Below are 24,264 nucleotides of genomic sequence, written 5' to 3'. Positions count from 1 at the left end.
AAAGAAGCTTAACTCCTTTGGCACACTCAGTATATAAGCTATTTAGTATTGACGATGGGGTTATGTCAAAACAATTTTTCCACTCAGCCTATCAAAGATTTTTGATTGACATTACTTGCAAAATCTGTGTTGCTATATCGCGAGAAATACCTAAAGCTTGATATAAATCATTTAAAAAGTTTTTTTCTTCATCAGTTACTAAACCTTCACCCAAAACCAAATCAGCCGCTACAGCAAAAGCTGCTTCTCGTAATTCAGGGGATAAAGCTTCTTTAGCTAAATTAAATAAGGCATTAAAACCATCTCGCCAGAGAATATCCAAAATTCTCTGTAATAGCTTATGGATCGCTTCCTGGGTGTAATGTTTCAATGGCTTTGACTGTGATAGTACAGAGGTAACATGACGCTCTTGCTCATCAGTCATATAACTATCGAACACTGTAGACATTAAGGCGATCGCGGCAAAAGCCTCTGCTGGGCTAAGTATGTCTAGGGCTTGGGTTTCCTTGCCCAGAACTGCATCTAGTAGATTCATGATAGTCACTCCTGGATAGGGGTCTCAATAGCGTACAGTTACCTTTACAGTTGTTAACCTTCGGGTAAACCTGCAACGCTGTGAGACTTTCATGGTTTAGTGTTCCCAGGATTTTTTGGCAGTGAACACCCCCGCTAAATATGGTTTTGATGAAATATTATAGTTTCACAACTATGGGTTAACTTAGCGTTGTCCTGTCTTTTCAATGGTTTCTATAACCGCCAAACCTATACCAGAAGCTGCAATTAACAGTATCGCTGACAGCAAATAGGCGTTGGTTAACATCCGCAGGGCATCATCGAAGAAAATATAGGTGGTCATAGCTTCACCTGTTGAACTTTGTGCTGCTAGTATTGCTTATTTCTCCACGTTCTGAGTAGGAAATTCCGTTGAGAAACTGCTAGCATTTGCATCTTAACAAAACTTTAGCTCCTACATAAGATCAATAAGATTTTTTCTTTCTGAAGATTCGATGAATTTAGCCTGTATTTGGTTACGGACAATACTGAAAATTTTTTCTGGAGACAATTTCAGCGTTTAATCTGCAATTAGTCTCAGTTATAGATTGTAAATTAAAGCACAATTATTATTTAATTTTAATAGCAACTATTAAATAGGATAAAACTCCCAATAAAGATTGTTTTTATTCGATATGCTAAAAATATTAATATATTGTTTTAAGCAAATTTACTGAACAATATTAACTATTTATATTTAATTTTATCTTCACTATTTATAAAAGGTAAATTAATAAATTAGTTTATATTTATTTAATAAACAGTATGAAACTAGCTAGATAGTTGTGATTCTGCTGAAAGTTTATTAACTAATCTAGTATAGTCTTATTATATACTTAGCACTTAGTAAATACCCTGAAACCATCTCCAACTAAATTACAAAAAGACACAAATATTTCTCTGCAAATGCCTATTCTGTAAGGTGAATAGCAAGAATCAGAACATTCATGGCTAACGCTGTAATGAAAGTTAATAGAAACTAAAACAATCAATATTGCTGCTAAATCACAGAAGCGAATGATCAACTTTGAGTCTTTTGTCCTAGCCTTTGTGATTTTTGGTGAAACATTACTTAATATTTTCCCTATCGAGAAAATTATTGAGAGTGAAAGTTTTGCTTATCACTCCTTACCTTCAAACTATAGGAATCGTACTTGAATCTTGCTAAGTATACTGAGAAATAAACCTTTGTATGGCAAGCTTCTAGCCAATTTGGTTTTTCAGAAATCAAATATGAGTCCTATAAGTAGCTCAGTGTTAAAAATTATCGCTATGGCAAGGCAGGAGGCAGAAGGCAGAAGGGAAACGAATGTGCCAATTGCGTAAGTCCTAGTTAAATTAAACAACGTTCAATGGTTGCTATTACCGATTGAGCCAGCGTATCAAAATCATAGCCACCTTCCAAGCCAAAGAGAATTTTACGTGTGATTCCTAAACAAGAATCAGTAAACATAGCATAATCTCTTGGTTGCAAATTAATACTTGCTAAAGGATCATCAGCATTGGCATCGTAACCAGCACTAACAATTAATAAATCTGGCTGAAAATCAGCTAAAAATGGTAATACTTTTTTTTCTATTAGTGGCTGATAAACTCCGATATCACTACCAGGAGGTAAGGGCAAATTTAACACATTACTATGCAAGCCGCGTTCTGTAGCTCTCCCAGTACCGGGATAACAGGGATATTGGTGTAGGGAACAGTAGGCAATTTGGGGGTACATTTCCACGATCGCCTGGGTACCGTTACCATGATGTACATCCCAATCGAGGATAGCGACGCGGTTAACTTCTGGATGTTCTAGAGCATGAAAAGCTGCGATCGCTGCATTAGAAAATAAACAAAAGCCCATTCCCGCATCACTTTCAGCATGATGTCCTGGGGGACGTGACAACACAAAAGCCGGATTAGCTGTACTTAAAACTGCATCGATTCCATCCAGCCAAGCACTCACTGCTAGCAGAGCCACATCATAACTACGAGGAGAAACTGGAGTATCACCATCCAAATAACCACCACCAGTAGCCGCAATTTCCTTGACTTTATCAATGTAGGCTGGACTATGAGCCTTGAGTAAAAGCGGCATTACCGATGTATTTGCTGATGTAGGGGTAGGCGATCGCCAGGCAATTTTTTCTGCAAACGTAGCTGCCTTTAAAGCATTCACAATCGCCGTCAAACGCTCTGGATTCTCTGGATGATATCTTCCTGTTTTGTGATCTAGAAACTCATCGGAATAGATGACTGGCAACATAAGGCGGAAAAGATTGGCAGCAGGATACTGAATGCCATTGTATACTCAGGTGGGAATTGGAGACTGGGGGAAGAAGAGGAATTTGGTTAGGAGCAAGGGGGAGAGGAATTTCCCCATTTCTCCCTGCTCTCCTGCTTCTTCTCTACTCTCTCATCTCCCGGTTATTTAAATTCAGTGATGATGCCGCCGCGCTGCTCGTATCTGTTGGTACTTGGGTTCCAGATGGGAGGAGTACCCATAATGATGTCTGTATTTTGCCGCATATTATTGAGCGTGCTTTGCATCATGTTCCAGTTGTGGGAACGCAGCATTTGGTTGGCCTGTTGCTGAAATTGGGATATCGTCATCTGCTCTTGGGGCGACAGACTGTTGACTCCCCCTATTTGCGCCCGCATCATCAGACGATCCTCAGCACTCATCCTGGCCCACTGGTATTTGGTTAAGGCTAATTGTCCTGGCTTTTCGGCAAAACTGCGTTGTTCTTGTGGTGATAGTTGAGCATATTGGGCAGCAGCAGTTTGATAAACCTTAGCTCTAGTTTGAGCATTAATTGGTGGTGCTTGCTGACCTAATACTTGGGTGAGTAAGAAGTGTTCCATCTCAATGTGAGCATCAACCATGTCGCGCGTGAGTGGCGGATTACCGGATGCAATGGGCGGATGGGCTTGGTAGTAGGCATTCAACAGCCACTTTGCATCTTCCTTACCTGCGATCGCTTCTTGCTGTAGTTGTGTCAGAATTATGGGTCTTGCTTGCTTACGAACGACTTCACGTTCTTCGGCAGATTGAACCAGCAATTTATCATAGGTGGTCAAGCTGCCCTTAACCTCAGAGATTGATTTTTGATCCCCATCCCGCATATAGCCCTGAACAAATGTGCGAATTTGGGCGCGTTGGGCTGGACTAAACTGGATTTCAGTGGCGTAGCTCAAGAAATCGATATATTTCTGAATCATCTGCTCGGTGATTTGCGGTGCTGATTGAGCTAGTAACAGGCTAGGGGGAGCAGTAGCAGCTAGTGTTGGGGACGGACTATGCAAGGTGAAGGTTGTCCCCATAGTCATGGCAAGTGAAAGGCAAATCTGGAATCGCTTCACAAAAGAGTTCATAGTGTCTGGAAAAAATTTATAACTGATGATGAGATGCCTGAATGTGTATGGTCAGGCATCGATAAATAAGATTGTTTTGTAGATTTATCAGAGGTTGACTATGAATTTATGCAATTTCCTGAATAAATTCCACATCAGATATATATCTACAATGACAGCTATAAATGCAGTAGTGAGGCGGACACCAATAGAGCCAGCTTTTCTATGAATAGAATTGACTCATTTTAGCCTGTTTATAGTAATCATTTATTGCTAGTTTAATTGTTTTTTTACAGAGCCAACATTTCTCCTAATAGGCTCTCAATACAAGACATAATCAACTCTTGGTCAAATTTCCCATCGAGGATTTTAAGTTAAAAAAGTCTTTCAATTTTTAAATGAAATTCATAGAGCCTAATTAACTAAATCTCAATCATAATTTTGACTAAACAGATGGGTGAGCTACATCGGCAGACAGAGGCAAGATTATGTTAGAATTGTATCAAAATATGGCAATTATTCAAAAGAAATTTGGCATTATTTTGCGCTTTGTCAAGTACGAAGGCTAAAATCTAAGTTTTTTGGAGTTTTTTAGTTTATGACAACCTCACAGGAGAGGATTATCCCGACGGATCTGCGGAATGAAATGTCCCGGTCTTATCTGGAATACGCCATGAGTGTGATCGTGGGTAGGGCGCTACCAGATGCCAGGGATGGTCTAAAACCTGTGCATCGTCGCATCCTCTACGCTATGCACGAACTAGGGCTAACCCACGATCGCCCGTTTCGGAAGTGCGCCCGTGTCGTCGGGGAAGTGTTGGGTAAATATCACCCCCACGGCGATACGGCAGTATATGATGCTTTGGTGCGGATGGCGCAGGATTTTTCCATGCGATCGCCTCTGATTAACGGTCATGGTAACTTTGGTTCGGTAGACAACGACCCACCGGCGGCAATGCGTTACACAGAATGTCGCCTACAAGCTTTAACCAGTGTTGCCCTCCTCCAAGATATTGAATCGGAAACCGTAGATTTTATCGATAACTTCGACGGTTCCCAACAAGAACCCACAGTTTTACCCTCCCGTATCCCCCAATTACTCCTCAATGGTTCTTCGGGGATTGCCGTGGGTATGGCTACCAATATTCCCCCTCACAACTTGGGCGAATTAATTGATGGGTTGGTGGCAGTGATTCATAACCCGGAAATCACCGATTTGCAGTTAATGCAATACGTCCAGGGACCAGACTTTCCGACAGGGGGGCAAATTCTGGGGACAGCTGCGATTAAAGAAGCCTACACCACTGGGCGCGGTTCGATCACTATGCGCGGTGTCGCCAATATTGAAACCATTGAACAGCGAGGCCGTCCCGATAGAGAAGCCATCATCATTACCGAATTACCCTATCAAACCAACAAAGCGGGACTAATTGAAAAAATTGCCGAGTTGGTAAACGAAAAGCGCATTGAGGGAATAGCAGATATTCGGGATGAAAGCGATCGCGATGGCATGCGAATTGTCATTGAACTCAAGCGTGATGCCTATCCTCGTGTAGTGCTGAATAACCTCTACAAGCAAACACCACTACAAGCCAACTTCGGCGCGAATATGTTGGCTTTGGTGAATGGAGAACCCCAAATTCTCACCCTCAAGCAGTTCTTAAATGTCTTCCTCGATTTCCGCATCGAATCGATTACCAGACGCACCCGCTACGAACTACGCAAAGCAGAGGAACGTGATCACCTTTTACAAGGGTTATTGATTGCCCTATCACGTTTAGATGCAATTATTAACTTAATTCGTAATGCCCCTGATGCCCCCAGTGCCAAAGGTGAATTAATCACAACTTACGGACTATCGGAAGTGCAAGCCGATGCCATCTTACAAATGCAACTGCGGCGGTTAACTGCCCTAGAAGCTGACAAAATCCGCTTAGAACATGAGGAATTACAATTACAGATTGCGGATTTGCAAGATATTTTGGCACGGCGGGAACGGATTTTAGAAATCATTGAAACCGAAGTCAGCCAAATTAAAACAAGCTTTGCCACACCCCGGCGCACAGTCATTACCCACGCCGAAGGGGAAATTGATGAACGTGACTTAATCGCTAATGAAAAAGCCCTGATTTTAGTCACTCAACAAGGCTACATCAAACGGATGCCAGTCAACACCTTTGAAGCCCAAAGCCGTGCTACTAGAGGTAAAGCCGCCGCCAAGGTAAAAGATGATGACACCGTTGAACATTTCTTAACTTGCTGTGATCACGATAGTGTTTTATTCTTTAGCGATCGCGGTGTCGTTTATTGCCTCAAAGCCTATCAAATCCCCGTGGGTTCTCGTACCAGTCGCGGTACACCCATTGTGCAGCTGCTGCCCATTCCCAGAGAAGAAAAAATTACCTCAATTGTCCCTGTGGATGAGTTTAGCAGTGAAGAATATTTGGTCATGCTCACCAAAGGTGGCAACATCAAGAAAACCGAATTGGCAGCCTTTAGTAATATTAGGGCTAATGGCTTAATTGCGATTTCCTTAGAAGAAGGCGATCAACTGCGCTGGGTACGTCGTGCCAAAGTCGAAGATAGTGTCATCGTCGGTTCTCGTCAAGGCATGGCAATTCACTTTAGATGTAACCACGAACAACTGCGTCCACTAGGTAGGGCGACTCGTGGGGTGAAATCAATGAAACTCAAACCAGGTGATGAACTCGTCGGCATGGATATTCTGCCAGCCGCCATTCTAGATACTTTAAATACTGAAGAAGTCGAAACTGAAGAACTTGAAACTGAAGAACTCGAAACCATCGAAGAAACCGCAGAAGTTCCAGGTAACGGCAGTGTCGGCCCTTGGGTATTAGTCATCACAATGGGAGGATACGGTAAACGCGTCCCCGTCGCCCAATTCCGGTTACAAAATCGGGCTGGGCAAGGTTTAATGGCGACTAAATTCAAAAACCGCAAAACCAAGGACCAGTTAGCCACCCTCGGTATTGTCAACAATGACAATGAAATTATGATGGTCACAAGTCGCGGTATTATTATCCGGCAAGCAGTGAATGCGATTTCTGTACAATCCCGTTCAGCAACTGGTGTGAGAGTGCAACGTCTTGATGAAGATGATGCAATTACTGGAGTAGCAATAGTGCCTCCTGATACTGCTGATACTGCTGATACATCTGACGTTGAAGAGGCAGAATGAAGTCAAAAGTAAAAAGTAAACAGGTAAAAGAAATTGTCCCTTTTGCTATTTACCTTTTACTTTCTCTCATCAGTGGGATTGTAATGGGGATAACCGTCGCCCCCGTGGGTGCATGGTTCTTGGCTTGGGTAGCCCTAGCCCCCCTTTGGGTGCTAGTTATTAGTGTGACTCACCACAAAAATCCATCTCCCCCTATCCCCCTCCTCGGTTTAGCCTGGGGTATCGGCTATCACGGTGTCGCCCTCTTTTGGATTACTGGTATCCATCCTATGGATTGGTTGGGTGTGCCTTGGTGGCCGAGTTTAGCTATTACCGTGTTTTGTTGGTCATTTATTAGCCTCTGGGGAGGTTTATTTGTAGCGATTTGGGCATTTGTCATGTCTCGCCTGAATCTGCCTAAATCGTTACTACGTATCTTATTTGGCACAGCCATTTGGTGTGCTTTAGAAAGCTTGTGGAGTGCTGGCCCTTTGTGGTGGAGTTCTTTAGCCTACACCCAAAGCCCCCATAACCTCCCCATTCTCCACCTCGGACAAATCTCCGGTCCGAATACCGTTACAGCCGCCATTGTCACTGTCAATGGTTTAATGGCTGAAAGTTGGATCAATTACCAACAAAACCAAACTTCGCCTTTACCCTTACGGTTAATCAACAAATATTTAGCAGTTGCCACAAGTTTACTCATTACCTTACAGATAATTGGTTTTATATTATACGCAATTCCCTTGGTCGAACCACCAGCAACAGCGTTAAAAGTAGGTATTGTTCAAGGTAACATTCCCAACAAAATTAAACTGCTTCCAGAAGGGGTGCAACGTGCCGTTAGAGGCTATACAGAGGGATATTTAACCTTAGTGAATCAAGGTGTCCATGCTGTCTTGACTCCAGAAGGGGCGATGCCTTTTTTTGATAACGATTTAGCCGTTACACCCTTAGTCTCAGCCATAGAGGCAAAAGGTGTAATTGCTTGGGTTGGGGCTTTTGGCAGAAAGGGGCGCAGCTATACTAACAGTTTATTTACCGTCAACGCTCAAGGTGAAATTACCAGCCGCTACGATAAATCCAAGCTAGTACCCCTGGGTGAGTATATCCCCTTTGAAGAAATTTTAGGCAAGCTGATTCAGCGTTTATCACCACTGGATGAACATCAAGTTCATGGTTCACCCAATCAAATATTTGATACTCCCTTGGGGCGAGCCATTGTGGGGATTTGTTACGAATCTGCTTTTCCAGAAGTATTTCGCCGTCAAGCTGCTGCTGGCGGGGAATTTATCCTGAGTTCTTCCAACGATGCCCACTATAGTGCTGCCATGCCATTCCAGCACCACGCCCAGGATATCATGCGGGCTATTGAGACGGATAGATGGTCAGTGCGGGCAACTAACACCGGATATTCAGCCTTTGTCAATCCCCACGGTAAAACTCTGTGGATGTCTGGATACAATACCTACGAAACCCATGCAGAAACCGTTTACCGACGACAGACAAAAACTTTATATGTGCGTTGGGGTGATTGGTTGACACCTTTATTATTAATTCTGGGTGTTGTGGCAAAATTCGCCATACCCTACAGAAAGACTACACCCATTTAAATAAACCGCAATAGATCTGTAGTGGCTAGTCTGGATAGATAAATATCCCGAAGCTACTAAAATATATTTATTCTTAGTTTATGCGGATGAAAGGACTTGAACCTTCACTCCTTTCGGAACTAGAACCTAAATCTAGCGCGTCTGCCAATTCCGCCACATCCGCTTAGGCAACTATACTAGCATAACATATTCTTGCTAAGAATGGGGAAAAGGAACTCAAATTTTTGGACAAGACTAAATTCCCCATTTTTCAAGCCACTACATGACTGCTACACGAGGCAGGCGATGCTTAAAGCCACACAGAATTTCCCAAGAAATCGTGTTTAATTCTGCTGCCCAATCATCGGCAAGGATGCGCTCTTTGCCTTGTTGTCCCAATAAAGTGACAATTTCTCCTTCCTGCACATCAGGTACAGCACTTACATCTACCATCAACTGATCCATTGTGATTGCACCAATTTGTGGTATACGCTGACCCCGAATTAATACCTGCATTTTGTTAGATAGATTACGGGGTACGCCGTCAGCATAACCAATCCCGACAACAGCAAGGCGCATTTCACGGGGAGCAATAAATTGATGTCCGTAACTAACACCTGTACCCGCAGCGATGGTTTTGACGTGGGTGACTCGTGCGTTGAGTTGGAGAACAGGCTGAAGTTTGATTGTTGGTTGTAAATGTGGTGCTGGGTAGAGTCCATACACAGCTAAACCAACGCGCACCATATCGTAGTGTAATCCGGGGTTGGCAAGGGTGGCGGCGGAATTAGCTAGGTGCAATCTGGGGATTTTGATACCCAAGGTTTTAATTTGCGCGATCGCTGCCTCAAATCTTCTTTGCTGTTCTTCCATGATAGCTGGATCAGGACTATCAGCAGTGGCCAGGTGGGAGTAAACACTGGCAATATCAAGATGGGGTAAACGCTCTACTAACTGGACAAACTCCCCTGCTTGTTGCCAATTTGTCCCCAACCGTGACATCCCTGTATCTAGCTTGATGTGTACAGGTATGGGTGAACCATACTGAATAGTTTCTAGGGTGTTGGAAAAAATTAAAGCTTGTTTGGGACTGCCGATGGTGGGTTGGAGGTGCCAGTGAGCGATCGCGTGAATTTGTTCTGCCGTATGGGTTGCCCCTAAAATCAGAATTGGGGCTTTAATCCCCCCTTCCCGCAATTGAATTCCTTCTGGAACGGTGGCCACTCCTAACCAACTCGCTCCAGCTTGCAATGCCATTTGGGCAACGGTGACAGCACCGTGACCATAAGCATCCGCCTTCACCACTGCCATTAACTGGGTGTGTGGGGATAAAAATTGCTTAATTTGTTGTATATTATAAGACAATGCCTCTAGGTCAATTTCTACCCAAGCACGTTGTGAAAACCAAGCATAGGTGTCGCACTGTTGATTAGCAGCAATGCCTGAAGCTTGCTCGCGACTTAACATTTTTCGTCCCTCCTATCACACCACTGTTCGATTGTTAATTTTTATATTTATCTTGATTGCTAATTCTGTTAGGTATATCAGAGTTAATCAGGAAGTTTAACCTTCATTCAGGAATAAATACAATATACCGAAGCAAATAATTCTAAATTCCCTATCTTTGGGTGTATGCAAGATTTATATATAGATAATAAAAATTAATCAATTAGGAAAGGGGTGTAGGTGAACCAAAGCCTTCATCAAAATTTATCAGTTGTTTTTACTACTAACTCCCAGATCCAATCCTGGTCAAGATGCTCCTGATCATGCAACAAGAGGCTGGATAATGGCTAATCTTAAGTATTTCAGCACTTCTCATACCTCATCGGTATAAATTTTCAAATTATTTTAGAAGTATAATTTATTCTCATCTCCCAATGAGGGGAGATTCGTGTTAATATATGTAAAACTAATACCTTGAGCGTTAATCAATGGGGAAGGTTTTAGTCCTAAACGCCTCTTACGAACCGCTCAATATCACGAGCTGGCGTCGCGCTGCGGTTCTGTTAATTAAAGGCAAGGCAGAACGTGTTGAACATAACGGTAGATTTCTCTATGCGGATTTCCCGTTACCAACCGTAATTCGGTTGCGTCATTATGTCCGCGTTCCTTATAAAGAAATTCCTTTGACTCGCCGCAACATCTTGCACCGCGACGGGCATACTTGTCAATACTGCGGCTACACAGGAGATGAGTTGACACTAGACCATGTGATTCCGCGATCGCGTGGCGGAGGGGACACCTGGGAAAACATTGTGACGGCTTGTGTCCGTTGCAATGTCAAAAAAGGTAGTCGCACTCCTCACGAAGCGCATATGTTGCTGCGTCATCCTCCTAGACAACCCTACAGCAGCCTCTATTTTGAGGTCAGCAAGCATCTTAAAAGCGGACTGCATCAAGAATGGCAAAAATATGTAATAGGACTTTGACATTAACAGGCTAACCCCAAATACCCAGAAGCTTGGTTGTCACCTAATCCAGGTGCTACATCTGTTCGTCTTGTCGTGTAGGGCAGTGTCAGTATTTTGGATGTAATTTGCTTTGGGTACAAACGTTGCATCGTGATTCCCTAAACTGGGTATTAACTGGGTTGATTGCCTGGGCTGTTGGTTGGTGTTGAACTTGCCTCTGGCTGCTGTTTACAAACTTGATAGATGAATTTTCAACAGCATCTCATTATAGCGCATAAAACCTAAAAAGACCTGCATTAATTCACACTTTATTCTCAAATTCTGACTAGCAGACCAAAAATATCCTGTTTTTCGGGTGCCAAAAAATGTTGGGCATTGAGGTAAAGTCTCCTTTGCACCTCTGCTTGTTAAGATTTACCACTTCCTGGTTAGTGGTGAAGCTTGTTTCATTAGGACTACCTTATGCCTTTCTTCGGTCAATGTTTAGATCGGATACCCTATTTTGTTAAAAATATAAATAATTGTAAATTAATTAAAAATCATCAGCATACCTCAAAGACTGTAGCACCAATACCTGTCAACCAAGCGATAAACTATAAGGATAGACTGAAACATGGAATGGAAACAAAAATCAACTCAGACCTGAAAAAACCTGTGGATTGTGCAGAACAGGTGCCTTTAGAAAGTAATGGGCAAACAAGACAGTTCTAGCCTGTGATGTTGCCGACATTTGGAATGAGGCAATAGCTGGGAATAGCTTTGCTATTTACTGATCTACAAAAGATAACCAAGATTAACGAGCATTGGAGATGTGTTTTCAGCCTCGATGTGCATTTTGGTAGAACTGGGCAGATTGCTGACCTATCTTCTTGACAAAGAATATACCAAGATATATATCCCTATTTCCTCATATTTTTGCGAAGATCAGAATGTGAGGCTAAATCAGTCCAGTGCTGGTTGTAGTATCCCTGAACAAATTTATAGCGCCTCACACTTACAATAAGTTTCACTATGCAATTGAATTCTCCCTTTATTAAGCATTCTGATAATTTTTCAGTAACTACGGAACCAAGTCCGGAGGAACCAGAAATAGACAAAGATACAGAAGTGTCACTGACTAGATCCACGTTACCAACATCGACAGGCGAAAGTGTAGGCATTTATGTAGGGCAACGTAGCAATTCCCTAGCATTTCAAAAGTCAGAAGAGTTGCAAAAGACACTACTCTCACACCGTCATGAACGTCAGTTGATCATTTTGCAAGACTTTCCTGATCCTGATGCCCTTTCTTGTGCTTGGACTTACCAACTAATTGCCCAGCAATACGATATCAAGTGTGAAATTATTTATGCTGGGACGTTAAGTCATCAAGAAAATATTGCTCTAGTGAAGCTAACAGGCTTACCTGCCCAACGCTGGACACCGCAAACGCTGAAAGGGAAAGACTTATCAGGCTACCAAGGTTTGGTTTTAATTGATAACCAAGGTACAACCAGTCAGCTATTAACATCTTTACAACAAGCAGGCATACCACTGGTAGCAGTAATTGATCACCACAGCCTACAGGCTGAGTTGAAATCAGAGTTTGTAGATGTTCGTCCTTATGTGCGAGCTACAGCCACAATTTTTACTCAATATCTTCAATGTGGCTTACTAGGCTTAGATAGTAGCATTAGCCAGCACGTTAAATGTGCCACTGCCTTAATGCACGGCTTGCGTTCCGATACCAATCGCTTAATGCAAGCCCAAGAAGAAGATTTTATGGCAGCAGCATATCTGAGTCGGTTTTATGATGCTCAACTGCTAAATGCGATTCTGCAAGCCAACCGTTCTAAACGGGTGATGGATGTCATCGAGCGATCGCTCAAAAACCGGATTGTACAGAATAACTTTTCCATTGCTGGTGTAGGATATTTACGTTACGACGACCGCGATGCCATCCCCCAAGCAGCAGATTTTTTAGTTACTGAAGAAAACGTCCATACTGCTGTAGTTTATGGGATTGTTCACGATGAAGATGACGAACTAGAAGTAGTCATTGGTTCCCTGAGAACTACCAAACTCACCCTAGATCCTGATGAATTCATCAAAGAAGCCTTTGGACAAGATAGTACCGGGCGGTTTTTTGGCGGTGGTAGGACAGGCGCTGGCGGCTTTGAAATTCCTATGGGATTCTTATCTGGAGGCAATGAAAATTCTGCCTATGCCAGAATGAAATGGGAAGTATTTGACGCGCAAATTAAGCAGAAGTTACTGAAATTAGTGAATCCTAAAGATAACCCAATTCAGTCTGAGTAGAGGTCTTAGGCTAAATTACTCAAAATCGATAGCCAAATTCTATCAAAACTGATGAGAAAACGGTAGTTATTCAACTTTAACTAATAGACTATTAAAGCCAAGAAATTCCTTTCTTGGCTGTCTATATATCGAGGAAATCGATGCAATTATGTATAAATTTGATTGACTAAAGAAGTTAGTTGTGGAAAGTGCTGTAAGTTTGCATATGAATGCTCAAAAGTTACACTTGGAATGCCAATAATACATTTACCTTTTGAATTTCTCATTCCTAGACGACCTGTTTCGTTACAAGCAAAGCCAAAAAAACTTCAGCAATGGAAGAATTTCGTGCGTTCTGAAGCTCAAAAGATTTGGACAGGTGGCAGTCCCATTCAAGACGCTAATCTACAGCTAACTCTAGTTTATCTTTGTGATGATTATCCACCTGACATCGATAATATTATCAAGCCGATTCAGGATGCGCTTGTAGGCTTAGTTTTTGAAGATGATAACTTAGTGTCAGATGTCGATAGCCATCGTCGGTTTTTGTCTGATCCCATTGACTTTATCAATCTACCTTACTTACTACAGTACGGTGTCCTCATTGGTCAAGAGTGTGTATATGTAAAAGTGAGTAAATCTCAACCATTGGAAAAATACTTATGACTAACAATACTAAATCTTTATATGATGAAAAGGTCAAATCTCTAGCAGATAAGTATGTTAGCGAAGGGTTCCAGGTTTTAATTGAACCTACAATGGATCAGTTGCCCTTTGATTTGGGTAATTACCAACCAGATATTATTGCTACTAAAGATAACGCAGGTTTAGTCATTGAGGTCAAAACCAACCTCAGCCGAATTTCTGTGGAAAGTTTAAAAGCCTTAGCAGAGAAAGTTAGTAAACATCCAGGCTGGCGGTTTTTATTAGTAACTCTTGAAGACACAGAAACCAAATCATTACCTGGAGCATCGGAACAACTTCCTTCATGGCAAGAACTGATTGACCGCTTTGACCAAGCTCATAGGTTGATTGAAAATCATGAAATTGAGCCAGCATTTCTTTTTTTGTGGAGTATTTTTGAGGGTGCTTTAAGAAGGCGAGCAGTTGATGCCTCAATTCCTGTTGAACATTTTCCAGTCAGAGGTTTACTGAAGCAAATGTATTCTTTAGGAGAGTTATCAATTTCTCAATTTGATATGGTTCAGGCTTGTTTTGAAGTTCGGAATCGTCTTGTTCACGGATATATGGAAAAATTAAATTTACAAGTCGTGCATAATTTTGATAACTTGGTTCGTGAATTATTGGCAGAGTGGAAAACTGAAAGTGAGAAAAACTAAAACCAAGATATGCAGTAATTACAGATGCAAATCAATCCGCCAGAAGATTTTGACTTAGCGAATGATGGTTTTATTGGGATGTGGCGCGACACCACTGCTTGGGGACGTAGTATTCGAGAATAAGATATGTTAATTCACATTGGGCGTAACTCCTCAATTGTCACCTAGGACTCTACTGTGGAACTATATTTAATTCGACATGGCATAGCTCAAGAACAACAAGCCGGCATCAAAGACGAGGAACGGGAACTAACTAAAGAAGGTAGAGAAAAAACCGAGAAAGTGGCCCAGCGTTTAAAAAAACTGGGTTTGCAGTTTGATTTGATTGTCACCAGTCCCCTAATCCGCGCCCGCCAAACAGCAGAAATTCTGCTGACAGCTAAACTCAGTTCACATTTAGAAGAATCTAACCATTTAGCTCCCAATGGTCATATTTCCAGTTGGCTAGATTATTGGTTAAAGCCCAAAAACTTACCGCAAAACAACCAACTGGCCCTTGTCGGACATGAGCCTTGTTTAAGTAATTGGGCAGAAATTCTTCTCTGGGGAGAAGCCAGAGGCGGTTTAGTCCTCAAAAAAGCAGGTATGATCGGAGTAAAACTGCCAGAAATAGATTCACCTGTGGGCCGTAGTCAGATGTTTTGGTTGACACCTCCCCGGTACCTGCTATAACTTTTTGCAACCTTTCTCAAAGAATTGTTGTAAGCTCGGCTACTGTTATGGCGACAATATTTTCTGGTAAGTTAGCGTGTCGAATATTTCACTAAGCAAATGGTGTTGCCATGATGGTGTGCGAATACAAGCCTGGTTTAGAAGGCATTCCCGCCGCCCAATCGAGTATCAGTTATGTAGATGGGCAGAAGGGAATACTAGAGTATCGTGGCATTCGGATTGAGGAATTAGCCGCAAAAAGTACGTTTTTGGAAACTGCTTATCTCCTCATCTGGGGTGAATTGCCAAGTAAACAAGAACTGCAAGCATTTGAGGAAGAAGTTCGCCTCCATAGGCGGATTAAGTACCGGATTCGGGACATGATGAAATGTTTCCCGGAAAGCGGTCATCCAATGGATGCGCTACAAGCCTCTGCTGCTGCTTTAGGGTTGTTCTACTCCCTACGGGATTTACATAATCCGGCTTATATTCGGGACTCTGTGGTGCGTTTGATAGCCACGATTCCGACTATGGTAGCGGCATTCCAGTTGATGCGGAAAGGTAACGACCCCGTAAAGCCCCGCGATGACTTAGATTATTCCGCCAATTTCCTCTATATGCTCAACGAGAAAGAACCGGATGAGTTGGCGGCTAAAATCTTTGATGTCTGCTTGATTCTCCATGTCGAACATACAATGAATGCTTCCACCTTCAGTGCCAGGGTGACAGCTTCTACCTTAACTGACCCCTATGCCGTGGTGGCTAGTGCTGTGGGAACCTTGGGCGGCCCGCTTCACGGTGGAGCCAACGAAGAAGTGATTCAGATGTTGGAAGAAATCGGCTCGGTGGAAAATGTTCGTCCTTATGTTGAAGATAGGCTGCAACGTAAGGAAAAGCTGATGGGCTTTGGTCATCGCGTCTACAAAGTCAAAGACCCAAGAGCGATAATTCTGCAAGACTTAGCAGAACAATTATTTGCTAAGTTTGGCGCAGACAAATATTACGACATTGCCCAAGAAATGGAACGGGTAGTGGAAGAGAAACTGGGCCACAAAGGGATTTATCCTAATGTTGACTTTTACTCTGGTTTGGTGTATAGGAAAATGGGAATTCCCACAGACTTATTTACACCAATATTTGCGATCGCTCGTGTGGCCGGTTGGCTAGCTCACTGGAAAGAACAGCTAGCAGAAAACCGGATTTTCCGTCCTACCCAGGTTTATAACGGTCATCACGCAGTGCCTTACACACCCCTCGACCAACGTTAAGTAGTAGTTCCATTGTCAGTCACATTACCCCTCAGTGTGGGGAGATAAAAACCTCATAGACAGTGGAGAACCGTTGCCAAAATGGAAGCGGCGGCTTTGTGTTGTTTGTTTGAGGGACTGGGGATTGGGGACTGGTTAAAAAATCCTCCCTCATCCCCTCATCCCCCTCATCTCCCCTGCACCCTTCCATGCCCATAGTGAATCTCAATCTTAGCTATAAGTAGAAGTTCTCGTGTAGCTACAGAAGCCGCCAACCATCCGGCGATATACTAGGCATGGGAATTGGCAACAAAAATTCAATCAGGTGTGATCTCAACAGAGATATAAATGGGTGTCGTTGCAGGTATTAGTTTAGCTAATGATTGTAACCCACCATGACTTGATGACTTAAAGAGCGGAAACATGAATTCAGGAATTGACCTCCAAGGAACTTTTATTAAATCCTTGATGGATTTAGGACTCCCACAGGGGGCAGCTAAAGCAATTTGGATGCCTCTACCGATGATCCTGATGCTGATTGGGGCAACGGTGGGTGTACTTGTTTGTGTTTGGCTAGAACGGAAGATTTCGGCAGCCGTACAACAGCGAATTGGCCCTGAATATATTGGGCCGTTGGGGTTACTGGCTCCCGTGGCAGATGGTCTGAAGCTGGTATTCAAAGAAGATATTGTACCGGCACAAGCTGACCCTTGGTTATTTACCCTAGGGCCTATCCTGGTGGTTCTGCCAGTGTTTCTGTCTTACTTAATTGTGCCTTTTGGACAGAATATCCTCATTACCAACGTGGGAACTGGGATATTCTTGTGGATTGCTTTATCTAGCATTCAGCCTATTGGCTTATTGATGGCTGGCTACTCCTCTAATAACAAATACTCTTTGTTAGGGGGGTTGCGGGCAGCAGCGCAATCAATTAGTTATGAAATCCCCTTGGCTTTGAGTGTGTTAGCGATCGCTATGATGTCTAACAGCCTCAGCACCGTGGATATTGTCAATCAGCAATCCGGCTACGGTATCCTCGGCTGGAATATTTGGCGACAACCCCTTGGTTTTCTGATCTTTTGGATTGCCGCTTTGGCTGAATGCGAACGCTTGCCCTTTGACTTACCGGAAGCGGAAGAAGAATTGGTTGCAGGCTACCAAACTGAATACTCAGGGATGAAATTCGCCCTATTTTATCTCAGTTCCTACGTGAACTTAGTGCTTTCTGCTCTGTTGGTAGCAGTTTTGTACTTAGGCGGTTGGGATTTCCCCATTCCCATCAACATCATAGCTGGTTGGTTGGGAGTGAGTGAACTAAATCCCGTACTCCAGGTAGTTAATGCCGCTTTGGGTATCACCATGACCTTACTCAAAGCTTACTTTCTCGTGTTTATTGCTATCCTGTTGCGCTGGACAGTACCACGGGTACGGATTGACCAATTGTTAGATTTAGGATGGAAGTTTTTGTTACCCATTGGGTTAGTGAATCTTCTATTAACCGCAGCCCTAAAACTCGCCTTTCCCGTCGCCTTTGGTGGTTAGTTATTAGTCATTTGTCATTAATCAATGGTCATTAGTCTTCAGAAAAATGATCATTGACCAAGACAACTGACAACTGAACAATTAACACAAGAGAGACTCACAAAATGCTCAAGTTCCTCAAACAAGTTGGTGATTACGCCAAAGAAGCAGTACAAGCAGGACGTTATATTGGTCAGGGGCTATCTGTCACCTTCGACCATATGCGTCGCCGTCCTGTCACCGTGCAGTACCCATACGAGAAACTGATTCCTGGTGAACGGTTTCGCGGTCGGATTCACTATGAATTTGATAAGTGTATCGCCTGTGAAGTTTGTGTCCGAGTTTGTCCGATTAACTTACCTGTAGTTGATTGGGAATTCGACAAAGCCACCAAAAAGAAAAAGCTCAAACACTACAGTATAGATTTCGGGGTTTGTATTTTCTGCGGTAACTGTGTGGAATACTGCCCAACTAACTGTCTATCCATGACGGAAGAGTACGAGCTAGCCGCTTACGATCGCCATGAACTCAACTATGATAGTGTGGCACTAGGACGTATGCCTTACAAAGTCACAAATGACCCAATGGTGACTCCACTACGCGAACTGGTTTACCTACCGAAAGGCATTCTCGAACCCCACGGACTACCCGCCGATGCACCTCGTGCTGGGGCGCGTCCAGAAGACTTAGTAGAACAAGCAGAAAAGTAAGTGTCATTAGTCATTTGTCCTTTGCTAATGACTAATGACTAATGACTAATGACTAATGACCATTGACTGAGGACAAAAAAACAGTGAATCTAGCGGAAGGAGTACAGGTTGTTACCTTTGGCATATTGGCAGTAATGATGATTGGAGCCGCCCTTGGTGTGGTGTTATCATCCAGCATTGTCTATTCTGCCTTTCTGTTGGGGGGCGTGTTCATCAGCATGGCAGGAATGTACCTGTTGTTAAATGGTGATTTTGTTGCTGCTGCCCAAGTGCTGATTTATGTTGGGGCGGTTAACGTCCTGATTTTGTTCGCCATTATGTTGGTGAACAAGCGGCAGGATTTTACTCCCTTTCCCAGTGCGGGAGTGCGGAAAATTTTGACAGCGATCGTAGCTGTAGGATTGTTCGCGCTGTTAAGTACGATGGTGTTGGCTACTCCTTGGGCTTACTCAACTACGCCTGTGGCGGGAGAAAGTTCTATCGTATTAATCGGTGAGCATTTCTTCACTGACTTTTTATTACCTTTTGAACTGGCTTCTGTATTGTTATTGATGGCGATGGTAGGAGCAATTATTTTGGCACGTCGTGAGTATCTGCCAGAAGTTACCCCCTCAGACTTGCCACAAACTGTGTTGACCTTACCAGAACGCCCCAGAGAACTGGTAGGTGCTGGTAGCGAAACCAACGAGTAAATCCCAGCCAGATTTGTCAGAAGGAATACGATAACTCATGCAACTCCAGTATTTTTTATTACTTGCAGCAGCTTTATTCTGCATCGGTATTTATGGCTTAATTACTAGCCGCAACGCTGTTAGAGTGTTGATGTCCATTGAATTGCTGCTGAATGCTGTTAATTTGAATTTAATGGCATTTTCCAACTTTCTTGACTCAACATTAATTAAGGGTCAGGTTTTCACCGTGTTTGTGATTACCGTGGCAGCTGCTGAAGCGGCGGTAGGTTTAGCGATCGTGCTTGCCATTTATCGCAACCGTGATACCGTCGATATGGAGCAGTTTAATCTCCTGAAATGGTAATTGCGTGTGCAACTCAAGCAGGTAATCATTGCTTATAAAGCGCGAGATTCCCAGAGCAAACGCTGGGCAGAAATTTGCGCTAAACAACTAGAAAGTCGCAATTGTCAGGTCTTAATGGGGCCTAGCGGGCCAAAGGATAATCCTTATCCGGTGTTTTTGGCTTCAGCAGGACAACCAATCGATCTGGCAATTGTCCTAGGTGGTGATGGCACTGTCTTAACCAGTGCCAGACATTTAGCACCAGCTGGTATCCCCATTCTAGGGGTGAATGTTGGTGGTCATCTAGGTTTTTTAACCGAGTCAGTAGAAGAATTTCAAGATACAGAAAAAGTTTGGGATCGGCTGTTTGAAGACCGCTATGCTATTCAACGGCGGATGATGTTGCAAGCGGCGGTTTATGAAGGACATCGCACGAATCTGGAACCAGTAACGGAACGCTTTCTGGGGTTAAATGAATTTTGCGTTAAACCCGCTTCTGCTGACCGCATGATCACCTCTATCCTAGAAATGGAAATCGACGGAGAAGTGGTAGATCAATATGTGGGTGACGGATTGATTATTTCTACTCCTACAGGTTCCACAGGTTACACTGTTTCTGCCAATGGCCCTATCATGCACGATGGTATGGAGGCGATTACCATCACGCCCATTTGTCCGATGAGTCTTTCTAGTCGTCCTCTAGTTTTACCCGCCGGTTCTGTTGTGAGTGTCTGGCCTTTGGGTGACTATGAGTTGAGTACGAAATTGTGGATGGATGGGGTATTGGCAACTTCAATTTGGCCTGGACATCGCGTTGATATCCGGATGGCTGATTGTCGGGCTAAGTTTATTGTTTTGCGAGAGAACAATTCATATTATCAGACGTTGCGAGAAAAGTTGCTCTGGGCAGGCACTAGGGTTCGCTACACTAATAATCATCGCAATTGATTGTGATGTAGAGATGTAGCAATGCTACGTCTCTACAAGAATTTCGGGTAACGCATCATCCATCTCTAGAATAGAGGCGTTGTTATGCAACGTCTCTATTGTGGTGAAATTGAATAGCAAAATAATCAGTAATAGTTATGCAAATTTGATATTAAGAAAATTCTGTATCTTATTGCCAGATTTTTGGAAAAATTAACCCCATAATAAAAGCCAACTACTATCTTTAACACTCGTTGATCAATCTGTTCTCTATAACTTTTTTTTTCACGCTTTGACACGTTAAAACATCACATACTCTATTTGTATAGTCAGTAAATCTGGAAAGTTAAAATATCTTCACACATCTAAGTTGGAAGACAGATGGAAATTACATCCCGCAATCTCAAACACCCTCTTAGTTTTCCTTCTGACATCAAAGATTTTCCCATACTTGAAACCGGAAAGTATATTCTCAAACTTGCAGCAAATGAAGAAGAATTAGCATCTATTTTTGGCTTGCGGTTTGAAGTGTTTAATCTGGAACTAGGCTTGGGATTATCTAATTCTAGCCTTACCCAAATGGATCAAGATCAGTTTGATGCAGTTTGCCATCATTTGATGCTAATTTGTAGAACCACTGGTAAAACGATTGGTACCTATAGGATGCAAACTTATAAAATGGCATCCCAAGGGCTAGGCTTTGATGCTGCTGACATATTTAATCTCAAGACAATTCCTGATTCTGTATTACAGGTATCTGTAGAAGTTGGACGTGCCTGCATAGCTAAAGAATATCGTAGTATTCAAGCTTTATTATTGCTATGGGAAGGGCTAGCTAATTATTTAATTTGGAGTGACAGCAAATATTTTTTTGGTTGTGCTTCATTACTCACACAATGCCATTGGGAAGCTGCTTGCACTTATCATTATTTTCAAAAAAATGATTTAATGCACAAGAGTATTTTGGTTTACCCAAATTCACAATATCATCTGGATATTCATCAAGATTGTTATGACAAATGCCATGTTAAAATACCCCATATTATGCAAGCATATTTAAGTATTGGTGCTAGGATATGTAGTTTGCCTGCAATTGATCAACAATTTAAAACCATAGATTTTTTAACTATATCTAATCTTCAAGAATTTACTAGATGCCATTATCTTATGCGTTAAAAAGTTACTTGATTATAAGTATGGAATATATCACTTGTGATCAATAGCATCCACCTCAACTTCAATCAACATTGCTGGATCAATTAAAGACTTTACTTCTACCATAGTTGTAGCTGGTGGAAAATTTCCAAAAAATTCTTGATGTGCTTTACCAAATTCTTCCCAAAGGCTGATTTCAGTCACAAACATCCGAGTACGTACTACATTATTCAGGTTAGCGCCTAATTCTTGTAAAGCAGTTTGGATGATTTCAAAACAGCGTTTAGCTTGAGCATAAGCATCACCAGGTGCAAAAACGGCACCTGTTGTATCTACTGGTGCTGTTCCAGAAATATAAATATGATTGCCAACTCTAACCCCTCGGCAATAACCAACTTGAGATTCCCAAATCGCACCCGAAAAAGTTCTTTGAATTGACATAGATAAATAAAATTACCAGCTAATGCTAGTAATTGTAGCAGTCAAATATTCCCTGTTTTACTAAGTTTTTTGAAAATTTCTAAAATAACTTAAATAATAATTGAGCAACTTGGTTAATTTAAAACTTGAATGAAGTATCTATAACTAATGTTTCCCAATATTTTCAGCCTTCATAATAAAGCAATATCGCATAATAAACTACAAAATTATTATGGTTGCCTAGTGATACTAAAAAAACACCTGTTATCTATATACTTTAGCACCTGATCCAGATGCTTCAGTTAACTGGGTACTTTTGAAGCACTGCTTAAGAAAACTGGTTATGAGGCATTCTGCACCCGTTCAGAGTTGGTTACGGTTTTTAATGATTTTTCTATTGGTACTGGGTATACTATTTCGTTTTTGTAAGATTGATAGAAAAGTATATTCAATCAATGAAGTTTATACTACATTAAATGTTGCTGGTTATAGGGTGAGTGAAGTAAAACAGCAGATATTTAATGGTGATGTAATTGATCAGGAAATTTTACTCAAGTTTCAAAGTCTGAATTTGGAAAGGGACTTTGGCGACACAATTATCTCTTTAGCTAAAGAAGAACCTCCTAAGACACCACTTTATTACATCATAGCTAGATTTTGGGTAGAAATTTTTGGTAATTCGGTGACAACAATTAGATATTTATCGGCATTAATGAGTTTATTAGTTTTTCCGTGTGTTTATTGGTTATGCCGAGAATTATTCATTTTACCTTTATCGCTACCAAGTTTAGCGATCGCACTCATGGCAATCTCACCTATTCACCTAATATATGCCCAAGAAGCACAAGAATATATTCTTTGGTTAAACACTATTTTAGTATCTAGTGCGGCACTGCTAAGAGCTATTCGGCTAGAAGCGAAGCCGGAGTTAAGCACAGGGCAAAAATCACCAGATACCTTCACTACCTGGGGGATGTATACCATAACTTTAGCGTTGAGTTTATATACTTGTTTATGGAGTGTATTTGTGGTGGTTGCTCATGGAATTTATGTAATTTTACTTTCTAATTTTCGGCTAAGTCCAACTGTCAGAAGTTATTTATTAGGTATAGTTTTAGGGTTTTTAGCTTTCGTTCCTTGGATTATTATTGTAGTGGCTCATATCTTCCAATTTATCTTAGCAGCAGATAGTAAAAATATTGAACAGGTAACTCTGCTACCATTAATTTCATTTTTGCTGATGCAGGTAAGTCGGATATTCTTTGATTTAAATTTTGGTTTAGATAATCCAGTAATTACTATAATTGCATTATTTTATTTAATTTTGGTAGGATACGCTATCTATTTTATATGTAAAACTACTAACGATAAAGTTAGATTATTTATTGTAACAATGATAGTTGTACCATCATTACCTTTAATCCTGCCACATTTATTTGCTGGTGGTATTCGTGCCGATTCTGAACCTTATTTCATCCCAGCTTATTTAGGTATTCAATTAGCTGTAACTTATTTACTAGCTATACAAATAGATAGTGCTAATACATCACGGAGAAGATACTGGCAAATCATCATGGCAATAGTGATTATTTTTGGTTTGATTTCTTCTAGAGTTTATTACCAAACGGCTACTTGGTGGCATAAATGAAGTAGGTACTTAATAGAAGTCTACTACCTTAGACCGCTCTGATGAAGGGTTTAACCTTCCTTTGGTAGTAACAAAGTGGAGGAAGCGATAAAAACTCCACACCTTCTTGAGTACACTATTTGTACTGTTTATGTATCTGACATCGCTCTCCTTCGATACACAATCATGAGTCACAGCGATATAACACTCATCCAGCACGATTTTATTATTTACAATAGCAATTAGCTGATTGGTACATAGTCTCTCGGAAGTATTAATCACAGCTACACGTAAGAA

Annotated in this window: 22 protein-coding genes and 1 tRNA gene; 15 read left to right on the top strand and 8 right to left on the bottom strand. The window is 41.9% G+C overall.

Features of this window, described 5'->3' with window-relative positions; translation table 11 throughout:
* Positions 1 to 91: 91 nt before the first annotated feature.
* The 4 genes from NOS7524_RS18130 to NOS7524_RS18115 form a co-directional block, all read right to left on the bottom strand.
* Positions 92 to 535: a tellurite resistance TerB family protein gene (locus tag NOS7524_RS18130; RefSeq protein ID WP_015139941.1), complete on the bottom strand. Its 444-nt coding sequence runs from the start codon at positions 533 to 535 to the stop codon at positions 92 to 94.
* 183 nt (positions 536 to 718) lie between these two features.
* Positions 719 to 856 (bottom strand): hypothetical protein, encoded by a 138-nt coding sequence (locus NOS7524_RS30185; protein ID WP_015139940.1) that lies wholly within the window; start codon positions 854 to 856, stop codon positions 719 to 721.
* A gap of 1,029 nt (positions 857 to 1,885) precedes the next feature.
* Complete coding sequence (locus tag NOS7524_RS18120; protein WP_015139938.1) at positions 1,886 to 2,806, bottom strand: histone deacetylase family protein; 921 nt, start codon at positions 2,804 to 2,806, stop codon at positions 1,886 to 1,888.
* A gap of 161 nt (positions 2,807 to 2,967) precedes the next feature.
* Positions 2,968 to 3,915: a hypothetical protein gene (locus NOS7524_RS18115; protein ID WP_144050887.1), complete on the bottom strand. Its 948-nt coding sequence runs from the start codon at positions 3,913 to 3,915 to the stop codon at positions 2,968 to 2,970.
* Between the two features lie 577 nt (positions 3,916 to 4,492).
* Here NOS7524_RS18115 and gyrA point away from each other — a divergent pair.
* Positions 4,493 to 7,093: a DNA gyrase subunit A gene (gene gyrA / locus NOS7524_RS18110; protein ID WP_015139936.1), complete on the top strand. Its 2,601-nt coding sequence runs from the start codon at positions 4,493 to 4,495 to the stop codon at positions 7,091 to 7,093.
* The gene (gene lnt, locus NOS7524_RS18105) at positions 7,090 to 8,685 is read left to right on the top strand and encodes an apolipoprotein N-acyltransferase (protein WP_015139935.1); all 1,596 of its coding nucleotides are present in this window, start codon (positions 7,090 to 7,092) and stop codon (positions 8,683 to 8,685) included. The genes gyrA and lnt overlap by 4 nt, the downstream gene beginning before the upstream one ends.
* Before the next feature lie 81 nt (positions 8,686 to 8,766).
* Here the strand turns inward: lnt and NOS7524_RS18100 are convergent.
* Positions 8,767 to 8,848, bottom strand: a tRNA-Leu gene (locus NOS7524_RS18100).
* Positions 8,849 to 8,943: 95 nt separating this feature from the next.
* Positions 8,944 to 10,131: an alanine racemase gene (gene alr / locus NOS7524_RS18095; protein WP_015139934.1), complete on the bottom strand. Its 1,188-nt coding sequence runs from the start codon at positions 10,129 to 10,131 to the stop codon at positions 8,944 to 8,946.
* A gap of 467 nt (positions 10,132 to 10,598) precedes the next feature.
* On the opposite strand from alr, the gene NOS7524_RS18090 reads away from it, so the two are divergent.
* Positions 10,599 to 11,096, top strand: coding sequence for an HNH endonuclease (locus NOS7524_RS18090; protein ID WP_015139933.1), 498 nt, complete (start codon positions 10,599 to 10,601; stop codon positions 11,094 to 11,096).
* A 2-nt stretch (positions 11,097 to 11,098) separates the two neighbouring features.
* On the opposite strand, the gene NOS7524_RS31020 is transcribed toward NOS7524_RS18090, so the two are convergent.
* Positions 11,099 to 11,227 (bottom strand): hypothetical protein, encoded by a 129-nt coding sequence (locus NOS7524_RS31020; RefSeq protein ID WP_268741967.1) that lies wholly within the window; start codon positions 11,225 to 11,227, stop codon positions 11,099 to 11,101.
* A gap of 862 nt (positions 11,228 to 12,089) precedes the next feature.
* Here NOS7524_RS31020 and NOS7524_RS18080 point away from each other — a divergent pair.
* From NOS7524_RS18080 to NOS7524_RS18030, 11 genes are all read left to right on the top strand, one after another.
* Entirely contained in the window at positions 12,090 to 13,376 is a 1,287-nt protein-coding gene (locus tag NOS7524_RS18080) for a DHH family phosphoesterase (protein WP_015139931.1), read from the top strand.
* Positions 13,377 to 13,607: 231 nt separating this feature from the next.
* Positions 13,608 to 14,021: a RusA family crossover junction endodeoxyribonuclease gene (locus tag NOS7524_RS18075; protein ID WP_015139930.1), complete on the top strand. Its 414-nt coding sequence runs from the start codon at positions 13,608 to 13,610 to the stop codon at positions 14,019 to 14,021.
* Positions 14,018 to 14,695 (top strand): Holliday junction DNA helicase, encoded by a 678-nt coding sequence (locus NOS7524_RS18070; RefSeq protein ID WP_015139929.1) that lies wholly within the window; start codon positions 14,018 to 14,020, stop codon positions 14,693 to 14,695. Before NOS7524_RS18075 ends, NOS7524_RS18070 begins: the two co-directional genes overlap by 4 nt.
* Before the next feature lie 177 nt (positions 14,696 to 14,872).
* Positions 14,873 to 15,367, top strand: coding sequence for a phosphohistidine phosphatase SixA (gene sixA, locus NOS7524_RS18065; RefSeq protein WP_015139927.1), 495 nt, complete (start codon positions 14,873 to 14,875; stop codon positions 15,365 to 15,367).
* Positions 15,368 to 15,477: 110 nt separating this feature from the next.
* Complete coding sequence (locus tag NOS7524_RS18060; RefSeq protein ID WP_015139926.1) at positions 15,478 to 16,614, top strand: citrate synthase; 1,137 nt, start codon at positions 15,478 to 15,480, stop codon at positions 16,612 to 16,614.
* A 402-nt stretch (positions 16,615 to 17,016) separates the two neighbouring features.
* A complete protein-coding gene (gene nuoH / locus NOS7524_RS18055; RefSeq protein ID WP_015139925.1) occupies positions 17,017 to 18,135 on the top strand; it encodes an NADH-quinone oxidoreductase subunit NuoH in 1,119 nt (372 codons plus the stop codon).
* Positions 18,136 to 18,239: 104 nt separating this feature from the next.
* The gene (gene ndhI, locus NOS7524_RS18050; protein ID WP_015139924.1) at positions 18,240 to 18,824 is read left to right on the top strand and encodes an NAD(P)H-quinone oxidoreductase subunit I; all 585 of its coding nucleotides are present in this window, start codon (positions 18,240 to 18,242) and stop codon (positions 18,822 to 18,824) included.
* Positions 18,825 to 18,907: 83 nt separating this feature from the next.
* Entirely contained in the window at positions 18,908 to 19,516 is a 609-nt protein-coding gene (locus NOS7524_RS18045; protein ID WP_015139923.1) for an NADH-quinone oxidoreductase subunit J, read from the top strand.
* Positions 19,517 to 19,553: 37 nt separating this feature from the next.
* Positions 19,554 to 19,859 carry an NADH-quinone oxidoreductase subunit NuoK gene (gene nuoK / locus NOS7524_RS18040; RefSeq protein ID WP_006199065.1) on the top strand — a complete coding sequence of 102 codons (306 nt, stop codon included), beginning with the start codon at positions 19,554 to 19,556 and terminating at the stop codon, positions 19,857 to 19,859.
* Between the two features lie 6 nt (positions 19,860 to 19,865).
* Positions 19,866 to 20,786, top strand: coding sequence for an NAD(+) kinase (locus NOS7524_RS18035; protein ID WP_015139922.1), 921 nt, complete (start codon positions 19,866 to 19,868; stop codon positions 20,784 to 20,786).
* Positions 20,787 to 21,146: 360 nt separating this feature from the next.
* A complete protein-coding gene (locus NOS7524_RS18030) occupies positions 21,147 to 21,941 on the top strand; it encodes a GNAT family N-acetyltransferase (protein WP_015139921.1) in 795 nt (264 codons plus the stop codon).
* A gap of 30 nt (positions 21,942 to 21,971) precedes the next feature.
* Here NOS7524_RS18030 and NOS7524_RS18025 read toward each other — a convergent pair whose 3' ends face one another.
* Complete coding sequence (locus NOS7524_RS18025) at positions 21,972 to 22,361, bottom strand: RidA family protein (RefSeq protein ID WP_015139920.1); 390 nt, start codon at positions 22,359 to 22,361, stop codon at positions 21,972 to 21,974.
* Between the two features lie 472 nt (positions 22,362 to 22,833).
* Between NOS7524_RS18025 and NOS7524_RS18020 the strand changes: the two genes are divergently transcribed.
* Complete coding sequence (locus NOS7524_RS18020) at positions 22,834 to 23,988, top strand: glycosyltransferase family 39 protein (protein ID WP_235622363.1); 1,155 nt, start codon at positions 22,834 to 22,836, stop codon at positions 23,986 to 23,988.
* Positions 23,989 to 24,264 lie beyond the last annotated feature (276 nt).

Source organism: Nostoc sp. PCC 7524 (genome assembly GCF_000316645.1).
Lineage (GTDB): Bacteria > Cyanobacteriota > Cyanobacteriia > Cyanobacteriales > Nostocaceae > Trichormus.
The sequence above is the reverse complement of the archived record's forward strand: the minus strand, read 5'-3'. Positions and strand labels throughout refer to the sequence as shown.